The organism is Amycolatopsis sp. NPDC114503, assembly GCF_055633655.1.
Genome location: NZ_JBVKDT010000005.1, coordinates 647,621 through 660,174, shown reverse-complemented (window position 1 = coordinate 660,174; position 12,554 = coordinate 647,621). Strand labels below are relative to the sequence as shown.

Below are 12,554 nucleotides of genomic sequence, written 5' to 3'. Positions count from 1 at the left end.
ATGAAGACAATGCCGACAATAGGGCGACCAACGCTGAAGTAACGGACGAAGAAAACACCGACGCCCCCTCCGGTCCAGACGGGACGACAGCCAGCCCAGTCGGAACCAAAAGAACCGCCAGGCTGATCGGGCCGCCGCTGGATAAACCCCGGTGGGTGGGTCGCGTGCGGGTTCGGGCGAGACGGGGGCGGTATCGGGCTCGGCGGGTGGCTTCGCGGCATCGGACGGCCGTCGCGGTGCTTGCCGGGGTTCTCGGGGTGCTTCCGGCGACCGTCGGGGCGGGGGTGGTCGTCGGGTGGGCCGGGCGGATGCCGGTGGTGCATACGGCGGACGTTATGCCTGATCAGGGGTATGACCCGGGGATTCGCGGGGTCGCGGTCGACGGGCGGTTGCCTGATGCGCCAGCCCCGATTCCCCTGCCTGCGTACGATCTTCCGGACGGGCCGCTCGGGATTCCGGCTACCGCGCTCGTCGCGTATCGGCACGCGGCTGAGGTTCTGGGCAAAGAACAGCCGGGGTGTCATATCGACTGGGCGCTCATCGCGAGCATCGGGCGGATCGAGTCGAATCACGCGCGGGGCGGCTACGTCGACGCTGCCGGGACGACACTTCAGCCGATTCTCGGGCCTCAGCTCAACGGGACCGGGCCGTACGCGGCGATTCCGGACACCGATCACGGCGCTCTCGATCACGATCCGGTGTGGGATCGTGCGGTCGGGCCGTTCCAGTTCATCCCGGCGACCTGGCGAACGTACGCGGCGGACGGCAATGGCGACGGCAAGGCCGATCCCAGCAATCTCTTCGACGCCTCCCTCGCGGCGGCGCGTTATCTCTGTTCCGGCGGGCTCGACTTGGCCAACCCGGACCAGTTGCGGACTGCGATCTATCGCTACAACAACTCCGACGCCTACGTCACCACGGTCATCCTCTGGGCGGAGGCTTACCGGAAGGGCGTCGCGCAGGTGCCGGACAGTCCGGTTCCGGTCGGGGCGCCTGGGTCGACGACGTCCAGCGCCGCACCGCCGGCGAATCCGGGGAATGGGCCGAGGCCGCCGGGGACTACCGGGTCGTCGTTGCCGCCGGTTTCTACTGGGGCTCCGTCTGTGACGCCTACCGGGACAACGCTGCCGGGCAGTTCGTCCGGAGCTCCGTCGGGCAGTCAGACTCAAACGTCGACCAGTCCGACATGCGGATCCACCACTACGACCACGACGACGACTGCGCCGACGACTCCGACCTGCACCACGTCGAGCAGCAGTCAGGCGAGCAGCGGGGCGTCGGCTCCCGGCTGATCAGCAAAACCGGCGAAACCAGCGAAACCAACAAAACCGGCGACGAGATCTTCTCCGGTAACCTTGCTTACACCATTACAAACCCTCGCAGGGGAGCCGATGAGTCTTCGTCAGTTCGAGTACGCCTTGGCCGTCGCCGAGGCGGGGTCGGTGACTGCTGCGGCCGAGCTGCTTCACGTCGCGCAGCCCTCCGTGTCGCAGCAGATTCGGGGGCTTGAGCGGGAACTCGGCGTCCAGCTCTTCTCCCGCACGCCCACCGGGCTGGTGCCGACCGTCGTGGGGCGGGCGTTTCTCAAGGACGCCGAAGTCGCGGTGAGGGCGGCGCGGCGGGCGCAGGCGACGGCGCGGGCGGGTGCTGACGAGCTGGTCGGCGAGTTGCTCGTCGCGGCGCAGATGGGGTTGGGGACGCGGCAGTTGCCGGGCGCGTTGGCTGCGTTGCGAAAGCGGTTTCCGCGGTTGGCGGTGACCGTTTTCGAGGAGCCGAATCCGGCGGAGCTGGAGCAGCTGGCTCGGCGTGGGGTGTTGGATCTCGCGTTGCTCGGCTCGGCGTGTGATGAAGGGTTGTACGAGGGACATCACCTTGGCGACGAGGAGTTCGTGGCGGTCCTCGGCGCCGGGCACCGGTTGCTCAGGAAGGACCGGATTGCGTTGCGGGAGCTGGAGAAAGAGCACTGGATCCGGTTCGATCCGGACAGTGCGCTCGACGGACATCTGACGGAAGTGTTGCGCGACAACGGGTTGGAGCCGACCGCGGTCGCGCGGGTGTCTCAGACCTCGACGGCGGTGCGGTGGGCCGCGCACGGGCTGGGCGTGACGCTCGTTCCGGCGTCGGCGGTGCCGGAGGGGCATGAGCATCTCGTGCGGCCGGTGTTCCCGGTCGTGGCCCAGCCCGTCGTCGCGGCGGTGCGGCCCGGGGCTGGGCCCGCGGAGATGGCGTTGCTCGAGTTTCTGCGGCAGGAGACTTGGTACCAGTCCGAAGCACCGGCCGCCTGAACGTCAGAGTTGCGTGTCGCCTCCGTCTACGACCAGCTCGATGCCGGTGGTGAAGGTGGCGTCGAAGGCCAGGAAAGCGACGGCGCGGGCGATTTCTTCGGGGGTGCCCAGCCGTTTCATGGGGTTGGCCGCGGCTCGGGCCGCCTTGAACTGCGCGGCTTCCTCGTTCGACATCCCGGCTTCCAGGATCTCGGTGTCGATGGGGCCGGGGCTGATCGCGTTCACCCGGATGCCGCGCGGAAGCAGTTCGGCGGCGAGCGTGCGGGCCATCGACCGGAGTGCGGCCTTGCCCGCGGAGTAGACGCTGGTTTCCGGCAGGCCCATGACGTTCGCGGTCGAGGTGGTCAGCACGACGCCCGCGCCGGAGCGCAGCAGCGGAGCGAGCTTCTGCACGGCGAAGTACGCGCCCTTGACGTTGACCGCGAACTGCTCGTCGAACTGCTCCTCGGTGACCGACTCGAACGGTGCCGTCCGGGCGATCCCGGCGTTGACGAACAGGGCGTCGACCGGGCCGGGTACCTGGGCGGCCAGCGTGTCCAGGTCGGAGAGCGACGCCACATCGCCGCGGACGGCTGTCGCGCTGTCACCGAGCCGGGTCAAAGCCGCGTCGAGGCGAGGTTGCGAACGGCCGGTGATGATTACCCGCGCGCCGCCGTCGGAGAACAATTTCGCGGTGGCGAAACCCATTCCGGTGCTGCCGCCGGTGACGACGACAATTTTGTCCTGATAAGTATTCATCGCGGGTATTCGCCTCCGTCGACGGCCAGACCGCTTCCGGTCAGCCAGTTCGCTTGGTCGGACAACAGGAAGAGCACGGCGTTGGCGATGTCGTCGGGTTCGCCGTCCCGGCCCAGCGGGACCCCGGGGAGTTCAACACCGCCGGACGACAGGCTCGCCCACTGCTCCCGGGTCGCCACGCCGCCGGGGGTCGCGGTCCGGCCGGGGGAGACGGTGTTGACCCGGACGCCGGCGGGCGCCAGTTCGGCGGCCAGGCCTTGGCTGTACGCCTCCAGGGCCGTTTTCGCCGCGACGTAGTGCAGGAAGGGCGGGAACGGCGGGCGGATCGCGGCGGTGGAGATGTGCACGATCGCGCCCGATCGGCGGTCCCGCATGCCGGGGGCCAGCAGCGCGTCCAGACGGACCGCGGCCAGGAGGTTCACCGACAGCGCGTCCTGCCATTCGTCGTCGGGGATGGCCAGGGCGCTGGGGTGCGGACGCGCGCCGCCCGCGTTGTGGACCAGCAGGTCGACGCCGCCGAGGATCTCTTGCGCCGCAGCGGCGATCGTCTGGGCGCCGGCTTGCGTGCGGACGTCGGCCTCGACGAAGGACGCGCCTTCCGGCATCGGGACCGCCGACCGGGCGGTGGTGAGCACGGTCGCGCCCGCGGCCAGCAATTGCGCCACGATTGCCGCGCCGATTCCGCGAGAGCCGCCGGTGACCACTGCGCGCTTTCCCGCTATCCCGTATTCGGGCATGCCACTAAACCTCTCGATAAAAGGAGAAGAAAACCGCCGCGAAACGAAATGCGGCGAACACGGCAACCGTACGTCCGGAAAAGAGGGGAAGGCAAAGACCAAATGTCGGCGAGGGGGCATAGGACCCGCCTATGCCCGCCTGGCCCGCGAAGCGCCGGAGACCAAGTAAAGTCGGAGGCATGCCTCGGGTAGCTGCGATCGACTGTGGGACCAACTCCATCCGTCTGCTCGTCGCCGAGTTGACGCCGCGCCACGACGGCACGGTCGACCTGCGCGACCTGCACCGCGAGATGCGCATCGTGCGGCTCGGCCAGGGGGTCGACGCCACCGGCAGGCTCGCGCCGGAAGCGCTCGAGCGCACCCGCGCCGCGCTCGCGGACTACACCGTCGCCGCGCGCCGCAAGGGCGTCGAGAAGGTGCGCATGGTCGCCACCTCGGCAACGCGCGACGCGAGCAACCGCGACGAGTTCTTCGCGATGACCCGCGAGACGCTCGGCGTCGAGGCCGAGGTGATCAGCGGCGACGAGGAAGCCCGGCTGTCCTTCACCGGCGCGGTCGGCGAGCAGGACCCCGACGACGGGCCGTTCGTGGTCGTCGACGTCGGCGGCGGCTCCACCGAACTCGTCCTCGGCACCTGGAACGGTCGCGAGGCCGAGGTGATCGCCGCGAAATCCGTCGACATCGGCTGCGTCCGGATCACCGAGCGCGCGCTGAAGGGCGACCCGCCGACCGCCGACGAGGTCTCCGCCGCCCGCGAACTGGCCCGCGGCATCCTCGCCGAGGCGTTCGACGTCGTGGACGTCGCGAAGGCCCGCACCTGGATCGGCGTGGCCGGCACCGTGACCACGTTGTCAGCGGTTTCGCTGGCGCTGCCCGAGTACGACTCCGAGCGCATTCACCTGTCGAAGCTGACCCACGGCGAGATCGACCGGGTCGCGCAGAACCTCCTCGCGGCCGACCGCGAGACCCGTGCCGCGAACCCGGTGATCCACCCCGGCCGGGTCGACGTGATCGGCGGCGGCGCGGTCGTCGTCCAGGTGCTCGCCGAGGAACTCGCCGCGCGCGGTGGTCCGGACCAGTTGGTCGTCAGCGAGCACGACATCCTGGACGGCATCGCTTTGTCGCTCGCCTGAACGCTCCGCAGTGCCCCGGTGACCACGCGCGCACCCCGCGTCCGAACCCGTATCAAAATGACTGAAAGTCATCAACCGCAGTTCGTTGTGAGCTGTCTGGGTGACGGTCGGCGTTGTTATTCATGTGCAACCCGGTGATCCGGTTACGAAGGGCCGATCACGCTAGCCTCCATCTCGCTATTCGGACGCTAGAAACGGAGGGGACATGCGGGGTTCATCCAGGCTCTGGAGCGCGGCCGCAGTCGTGACAACCTTGTCACTGCTCCTGACTGCCTGTGGGGGCGGCGGATCCAGCAGCGGGTCGTCGGGAGAGGCGGATCCGAACGGGACCTTCACGGTCTACGGCACGGAACCGCAGAACACGCTGATCCCCACGAATACCAACGAACTCGGTGGTTCCAAGGCCGTCGACCCGATGTTCGCGGGACTCGTCGTCTACAAGGGCGAGAACGGCGAGCCGTCGAACTTGATGGCGGAATCGATCACCACGACCGATTCCAAGGTCTACGACATCAAGATCAAGCACGGCTGGAAGTTCCACGACGGGACCGAGGTCAAGGCGAAGAACTTCGTCGACGCCTGGAACTACGGGGCCAACTCCGCGAACGGCCAGATCAACAGCACGTTCTTCGAGAACATCCAGGGCTACTCCGATGTTCACCCGGCCGACAAGACGGCGAAGCCGACCACGGACAAGATGTCCGGCCTGGTCGTGAAGGGCGACTACGAGTTCCAGGTGACCCTCGAGGCCCCGTTCTCCGTTTTCGCCACGAAGATCGGCTACACCGCCTTCGACCCGCTGCCGGACTCCTTCTTCAAGGACCCCGAGGCCTTCGCGAAGCACCCGATCGGCAACGGCCCGATGAAGTTCGTCAGCCGCACGCCGAACGTCGAGATCAAGCTGACCCGCTTCGACGACTACCAGGGCGCGGACAAGGTCAAGTTCAAGGATCTGGACATCAAGATCTACGCCAGCCAGGAAACCGCGTACCAGGACCTGCTGAGCAACAAGCTCGACTTCATCGAGACGCTGCCGCCGTCCGCGCTCACCGCGGAGAAGTACAAGACCGACCTCAAGGACAACCTGGTCACCGGGCATCTGCTGGGGATCAGCACGATCGCGGTGCCGTACTACGTTCCCGGCTACAACAACCTCGACCTGCGCCGGGCGATCTCGATGGCGATCGACCGCGCGCAGATCACCAAGACGGTCATGCACGACACCTACGTGCCGGCGGACAGCTATGTCTCGCAAGGCATTCCGGGCTACCGGCCGGGCGTGTGCGGCGAGTACTGCAAGTTCGACCCGGCAAAAGCGAAGGAACTGTTCGCGAAGTCCGGGTTCAAGGGCAAGCTCACCATCGCCTCGAACGCCGACGGCGGCCGCAAGGAACCGCTGGTGGCCGCGTGCAACAGCATCAAGAACACCCTCGGCGTCGAATGCGATTTCGTTCCGGCGACCGACTTCGGCCAGTGGCGCAGCATCGTGACCGGGCACAAGCTGACCGGCATGGGCCGTTCCGACTGGTCGGCGGATTATCCGTCCATTGAGGACTTCCTCAACCCGCTTTACCGGACCGGGGCCTCGTCGAACGACTCGACGTACTCCAACCCGCAGGTCGACGCTCTGCTGAAGCAGGCCGACTCGACGGCGGACAAGGACGCCGCGGTGAAGCTGTACCAGCAGGCCGAGGACTTGATCGCGAAGGACCTGCCCTCGATCCCGGTGTGGGACGAGAAGGGCGTCGCGGCCAAGTCGAAGCACACCAAGACCGTGGTCCTCGACTTCCGCCGTCGCGCGGACTACTCCTCGGTCGAGGTCCTCAAGAAGTGATGCGCTGACTCGTCCGTTTCCACCACGCGGCTCGTGAGTGGCTACGCCGGTAAGAACCGGCCTGGCCACTCACGAGCCCGGCGCGCACTCCTAGGAACCACGCATGATTCGTTACGTCCTGCGTCGCCTGCTCCAGTTGATCCCGGTGTTCTTCGGCACCACCTTCCTGATCTACGCACTGGTGTGGGCCGTGCCAGGGGACCCGTTCTCCGGCAAATGCGGTCAGCAAGCCTGTCCGCAGGCCTATATCGACCTGATGACCGAGAAGTTCCACCTGAACGACAATTTGATCGTCCAGTACTTCAAATACCTCGGGAGCCTGTTCAGCGGCGACTGGGGCGAGACGTTCAACGGCTCCTCGGTCGGCGAACTGATCTCCACCTCTTACCCGATCACGCTGCGCCTCGCGCTCGTCGCGGTGCTCATCGAGGCGATCATCGGCCTCACCGCCGGCGTGCTGACCGGCTTGCGCGGCAAGGGTTTCCTCGACAACCTGGTGCTGGTCTCGACCACCTTCCTGATTTCGCTGCCGGTGTTCGTCACCGCGATCGTGCTGCAGATCGTGCTCGGCGTGAACCTGGGCATCATCGACGCCAGCGTCTCGGACGATCCGAGTTTCGGCGAGCTGATCGTGCCCGGCATCGCGCTCGGCAGCCTTTCGATGGCTTATGTCGCCCGGTTGACGAGAACGTCGATCGCGGAAAACCGGCACGCCGACTACATCCGCACCGCCATCGCCAAGGGGCAGCCCAACAGCCGCGTCGTCGGCATCCATTTGCTGCGCAATTCGGTGATCCCGGTGCTGACCTTCCTCGGCACCGACCTCGGCTCGCTCATGGGCGGGGCGATCGTGACCGAGGGCGTGTTCAACATCAACGGTCTCGGCGGGCTGATCTTCCGCGGCCTCCAGAACCGGGAAAGCGCGACCGTCGTCGGCGTCGTCGTGCTGCTGGTGCTGGTGTACCTGCTGATGAGCCTGATCGTGGACCTGCTCTACGCCGTTCTCGACCCGAGGATCCGTTATGACTGACCCGAATCTCGTCGGCGGCGGAGGGATCGACGCGGCGCAGCTGTCGCATGTGGACAGCTCGGCCGACGCCGGTCCGAAGAAGCCGCGCAGTCTGTGGGGCGACGCGTGGCGGCAGCTGCGCCGCAAGCCGGCCTTCGTCATCTCCGCGCTGATCATCCTGCTGATCGTGCTGATCGCGATCGCGCCGGGGCTGTTCTCGCACCGCAGTGCCGGCTACAGCGATCTGACGCACGCCAACGAAGGACCGTCCGCGGACGCCTGGTTCGGCTACGACAACCAGGGCTACGACGTTTACGCGCGGACCATCTACGGGGCCAGGGCTTCGCTGCTGGTCGGTGTTTTCGCGACGCTGCTGACTGTCCTTTTCGGATCGTTGATCGGCATTGTCGCGGGCTACTACGGCCGCCTCATCGACAGCCTGCTGTCCCGGCTCGGCGACGTGTTCGCCGGACTTCCGTTCGTGCTCGGCGCGATCGTCATCCTCACCACGTTCAACGCACCCGGCACGAATCCCGGGCAGGTCACCATCATCGTGCAGGTGGTGTGCTCGATCGCGGTGCTGACCTGGCCGGTGGCGATGCGCATCATGCGGTCCGCGACGCTGGTGGCCAAACAGCTGGACTACGTGAAGGCGGCCCGCGCGCTTGGCGCCAGCACGCCGCGGATCGTGTTCCGGCATCTGCTGCCGAACACGATCGCGCCGGTGCTCGTGTACGCCACTATCGCGCTCGGCGCGGCGATCGGAGCCGAGGCGACGCTGGCGTACCTCGGCATCGGAGTGCGGCCGCCGGTGGTGTCGTGGGGCGTCATGATCAGCGACGCCCGCGACTATTTCCGCGCGGTCCCGCACATGCTCCTGTTCCCCGGTGCGTTCGTCACCGTCACCGTGCTCGCGTTCGTGATGCTCGGCGACGGTATCCGCGACGCGCTCGACCCGAAGTCGAGGTAGCCGCGATGTCCACAGTGTCCACTACACCAGGCCCGGCCGCCGAGAACGAGCTGCTGCTCGAGGTCGAAGACCTGCACGTGGAGTTCCGCACTTCCGACGGCGTGGCCAACGTGCTCAACGGCGTCGGCTATGCGGTGCATGCCGGGGAAACCCTTGCCGTGCTTGGCGAATCGGGCTCCGGCAAGAGCGTCACGGCGCAGACCATCATGGGGATTCTCGACACCCCGCCGGGCGTGATCACCGGCGGATCGATCCGCTATCGCGGCGAGGATCTGCTCACCGCGTCGGCGGACCGGCGCCGCCAGGTGCGCGGCGCGGAGATCGCGATGATCTTCCAGGACGCGCTTTCGGCGCTGAACCCGGTGTTCACCGTCGGGTTCCAGATCGAAGAACAGCTGCGGGTCCGGCTTGGCATGTCCAAAAAGGACGCGCGCAAGCGGGCGGTCGAACTGCTCGACCTGGTGCGCATTCCGGCGGCTGAGCGGCGGGTGAAGGACTATCCGCACCAGTTCTCCGGCGGGATGCGGCAGCGCGCGATGATCGCGATGTCGCTGGCCCTCGACCCGGATCTGCTCATCGCGGACGAGCCGACGACCGCGCTGGACGTGACCGTGCAGGCGCAGATCATGGACCTGCTCGCGGACATCCAGCGGGAACGGCGGATGGGGCTCGTCCTCATCACGCACGACCTCGGCGTGGTCGCGGAGGTCGCGGACCGGATCGCGGTGATGTACGCCGGGCGGATCGTGGAACAGGCCGACGTGCGGGAATTGTTCAGCTCGCCGGGGCATCCCTACACCGCCGCGCTGATGGATTCGCTGCCCCGGCTTGACCTCAAAGGACAGACCCTGGAGACGATCAAGGGCCTGCCGCCGAGCCTGCTCGACATTCCGGCCGGATGCCCGTTCCATCCGCGGTGCAAGCGGGCCGAGCAACGATGCCGCGACGAGCGGCCGTCCTCGCACGCGCTCGGGTTCGGCCGGGTCAGTGCGTGTCACTTCGCCGAGGAGGTGGTGGAGAGCCGTGGGTGAGCCGATTCTCAGCGTGCGCGACCTGGTCAAGCACTTCCCGGTGCGCGACGGCGTGCTGTTCAAACGGACGATCGCACACGTGAAAGCCGTGGACGGCGTTTCCTTCGACCTGCAGCCTGGCGAAACGCTCGGCGTGGTCGGCGAATCCGGCTGCGGCAAGTCGACGCTCGCCCAGGTGCTGATGCGCCTGGAGGAGCCGACCAGCGGGGCGGCGACGTTCGAGGGCCGCGATCTGTTCAAACTGCGCGGCGCGGAACTGCGGCGGATGCGCCGGGAGATCCAGATCGTGCTGCAGGACCCGTATACGTCGCTGAATCCGCGGATGACCGTCGGCGACATCGTCGGCGAGCCGTTCGAAATCCACACCGATGTCGCGCCGAAGGGTTCGCGGGCGAAGAAGGTGCAGGAACTGCTCGAGGTGGTCGGGCTCAATCCCGAGCACGTGAACCGGTATCCGCACCAGTTCTCCGGCGGGCAGCGCCAGCGCATCGGCATCGCGCGGGCGCTGGCCTTGCGGCCCAAGGTGATCATCTGCGACGAGCCGGTGTCCGCTTTGGACGTTTCCATTCAGGCGCAGGTGATGAACCTGCTCGGGGAACTGCAGGGCGAGTTCGGACTGTCCTATGTGTTCATCGCGCACGACCTGTCGGTGGTGCGGCATCTGTCCACCCGGGTCGCGGTGATGTACCTGGGCAAGATCGTCGAAGTCGGCACCGAGGACGAGATTTACGAGCGACCGTCCCACCCGTACACCCAGGCGCTGCTGTCGGCGGTGCCCGTCGCGGATCCGGCGGTGCGCGGGCAGCGGCAGGTGATCCGGCTCGAAGGCGACGTGCCGAGCCCGATCGATCCGCCGTCGGGCTGTCGTTTCCGCACGCGGTGCTGGAAGGCCGCGGACATTTGCGCGACCGAGGTTCCGAAGCTGGAGCCGCGGACGGACGGGCACTTGTCGGCTTGTCACTTCGCCGAGGTGAAGTCGGTGGTTCCGTAACAAAGGCGATTCCTCCGGTTTGCCGATTGCCGCACGCAGTGTCCGCTATGTACGTTGCATTGTCGGTTTCCGTCAGGAGGACTCGTGAAAAGACCAAGATTGCTCGCTGTGGCACTCGCGGTGCCATTGTTCGGTGCGTTGTCCGGCGTCGCCGTTCCGGCGGCGTCGGCCCAACCGTCCGGGCCGGTAACGGAATTCAGCGTCCTGGCGCGGGACGGCCAGAGCGTCGCCGCCGCGCAGCAGGCCGTGCGCGACGCCGGCGGGACGGTCGTCGAGACCAATACCGCCGTCGGGCTCATCACCGCCACCGCGCCCGCTACTGGCTTCACTGAGCGGGTTTCGGCCAACCGTGCGGTATTCGGTGCGGCGAAGGCGAAAGCGATCGGCAGCGCGCCGAAGGCGGGCAAGAAGGAGAAGCCGGACGCGGTCGAGAAGGAAGGCCGCGGCAGTGTGTCGCGCAAGGCCGCGGCGAACAAGGCGGTCGGCACCGATCCGCTGGACGACCAGCTCTGGGGCCTCAAATCGACCCGTTCCGACCTCGCGCGCACCAAGCAGGCGGGCGACAAGCGGGTGAAGGTCGGCATCATCGACACCGGCGTCGACGGCAGTCACCCGGACATCGCGCCGAACTTCGACAAAGCCGATTCGCGCAACTTCACCAAGGACATCGTCGCGGACGTCAACGGCACCGTGGTCGACGGGCCGTGCGAGTTCCGCGGTTGCGTCGACCCGGTGGACCACGACGACAACGGCCACGGCACGCACGTCGCGGGCACGATCGCCGCAGCTGCCAACGGATTCGGCGTGTCCGGCGTGGCGCCGAACGTGACGCTGGTGAACATCCGCGCCGGACAGGACGCCGGATTCTTCTTCCTGCAGCCGACCGTGGACGCGCTGACGTACTCCGGCGACGCGGGAATCGACGTCGTCAACATGAGCTTCTACGTCGACCCGTGGCTGTACAACTGTCGCTCGAACCCGGCGGATTCCGCCGCGGAACAAGCGGAACAGCGCACGATCATCGAAGCGACCACGCGGGCGTTGAACTACGCGCACCGCAAGGGCGTGACGATGGTGGTCGCACTCGGCAACCAGCACGACGAGCTGGCCGCGCCGCACGATGACGTCACGAGCCCGGACTACCCGGCGAACGGGCCGCATCCCCGCAAGATCGACAATTCTTCGTGCTTCTCGCTGCCGGTCGAAGGTCCGCACACCATCGGTGTCGGCTCGTTCGGCCCGACGCAGGCGAAGGCGGACTACTCCAACTACGGGACTGAGCAGATCTCCGTTTCCGCGCCGGGCGGGTACTTCCGGGACGGCTACGGCACGCCTTGGTACCGGACGGTGGAGAACGAAATCCTGTCCACGTATCCGCGCAACGTCGGGGTAGCGGCGGGAAACATTGACGCTGCGGGCAATGTGACCCCGGCTGGGGTCGCACTCGGCGTGCAGAAGGCGACTGCTGCCGACGGCCGGGTCGGCTATTACCAATGGCTGCAAGGGACTTCGATGGCCGCTCCACATGCGACTGGTGTCGCGGCGCTGATCGTTTCCCAGTACGGCAAGAAGACCGGACATTCGGTCTCGATGGACCCGGACGCGGTGCAGCGCGTGCTGGAAGGCACTGCGGCGCCGATCGCGTGCCCGGTGCCTCGGACGGTCGATTACCTCAAGGAGGGCCGCGACGCTTCGTTCACGGCGACTTGCTTGGGTGACGCGTCGTTCAACGGGTTCTACGGACACGGTTCGGTGGACGCTTATTCCGCGGTGACGCGGGGTTCGGCTTTCCTGCGCTGAACGAGCGGCGGTGGGACGGGAATCCC

At 67.1% G+C, this 12,554-nt stretch carries 11 protein-coding genes; 9 read left to right on the top strand and 2 right to left on the bottom strand.

Annotated features, from left to right (window positions below):
• Positions 1 to 206 precede the first annotated feature (206 nt).
• Both ACZ7OI_RS24845 and ACZ7OI_RS24840 read left to right on the top strand, forming a co-directional pair.
• Positions 207 to 1,292, top strand: a complete 1,086-nt coding sequence (locus ACZ7OI_RS24845) for a lytic transglycosylase domain-containing protein (protein ID WP_470266557.1) — start codon at positions 207 to 209, stop codon at positions 1,290 to 1,292.
• 99 nt (positions 1,293 to 1,391) lie between these two features.
• Positions 1,392 to 2,285 (top strand): LysR family transcriptional regulator, encoded by an 894-nt coding sequence (locus ACZ7OI_RS24840; RefSeq protein ID WP_470266556.1) that lies wholly within the window; start codon positions 1,392 to 1,394, stop codon positions 2,283 to 2,285.
• 3 nt (positions 2,286 to 2,288) lie between these two features.
• On the opposite strand, the gene ACZ7OI_RS24835 is transcribed toward ACZ7OI_RS24840, so the two are convergent.
• Together ACZ7OI_RS24835 and ACZ7OI_RS24830 are read right to left on the bottom strand one after the other, a co-directional pair.
• The gene (locus ACZ7OI_RS24835) at positions 2,289 to 3,023 is read right to left on the bottom strand and encodes an SDR family oxidoreductase (protein ID WP_470266555.1); all 735 of its coding nucleotides are present in this window, start codon (positions 3,021 to 3,023) and stop codon (positions 2,289 to 2,291) included.
• Positions 3,020 to 3,760 (bottom strand): oxidoreductase, encoded by a 741-nt coding sequence (locus tag ACZ7OI_RS24830; RefSeq protein WP_470266554.1) that lies wholly within the window; start codon positions 3,758 to 3,760, stop codon positions 3,020 to 3,022. The genes ACZ7OI_RS24835 and ACZ7OI_RS24830 overlap by 4 nt, the downstream gene beginning before the upstream one ends.
• 179 nt (positions 3,761 to 3,939) lie before the next feature.
• On the opposite strand from ACZ7OI_RS24830, the gene ACZ7OI_RS24825 reads away from it, so the two are divergent.
• The 7 genes from ACZ7OI_RS24825 (at position 3,940) to ACZ7OI_RS24795 (ending at position 12,528) form a co-directional block, all read left to right on the top strand.
• On the top strand, positions 3,940 to 4,893 hold the full coding sequence (locus tag ACZ7OI_RS24825) for a Ppx/GppA phosphatase family protein (protein ID WP_470266553.1): 954 nt from the start codon (positions 3,940 to 3,942) through the stop codon (positions 4,891 to 4,893).
• A gap of 205 nt (positions 4,894 to 5,098) precedes the next feature.
• Positions 5,099 to 6,727, top strand: coding sequence for a peptide ABC transporter substrate-binding protein (locus ACZ7OI_RS24820; RefSeq protein ID WP_470266552.1), 1,629 nt, complete (start codon positions 5,099 to 5,101; stop codon positions 6,725 to 6,727).
• A gap of 103 nt (positions 6,728 to 6,830) precedes the next feature.
• On the top strand, positions 6,831 to 7,757 hold the full coding sequence (locus ACZ7OI_RS24815; protein ID WP_470266551.1) for an ABC transporter permease: 927 nt from the start codon (positions 6,831 to 6,833) through the stop codon (positions 7,755 to 7,757).
• Positions 7,750 to 8,706 (top strand): ABC transporter permease, encoded by a 957-nt coding sequence (locus ACZ7OI_RS24810; protein ID WP_470266550.1) that lies wholly within the window; start codon positions 7,750 to 7,752, stop codon positions 8,704 to 8,706. Before ACZ7OI_RS24815 ends, ACZ7OI_RS24810 begins: the two co-directional genes overlap by 8 nt.
• Before the next feature lie 5 nt (positions 8,707 to 8,711).
• Positions 8,712 to 9,737 (top strand): ABC transporter ATP-binding protein, encoded by a 1,026-nt coding sequence (locus ACZ7OI_RS24805; RefSeq protein WP_470266549.1) that lies wholly within the window; start codon positions 8,712 to 8,714, stop codon positions 9,735 to 9,737.
• Positions 9,730 to 10,728, top strand: a complete 999-nt coding sequence (locus tag ACZ7OI_RS24800; RefSeq protein ID WP_470266548.1) for an ABC transporter ATP-binding protein — start codon at positions 9,730 to 9,732, stop codon at positions 10,726 to 10,728. Before ACZ7OI_RS24805 ends, ACZ7OI_RS24800 begins: the two co-directional genes overlap by 8 nt.
• A gap of 84 nt (positions 10,729 to 10,812) precedes the next feature.
• Positions 10,813 to 12,528: a S8 family serine peptidase gene (locus ACZ7OI_RS24795; protein WP_470266547.1), complete on the top strand. Its 1,716-nt coding sequence runs from the start codon at positions 10,813 to 10,815 to the stop codon at positions 12,526 to 12,528.
• The last annotated feature ends 26 nt before the right edge of the window (positions 12,529 to 12,554 follow it).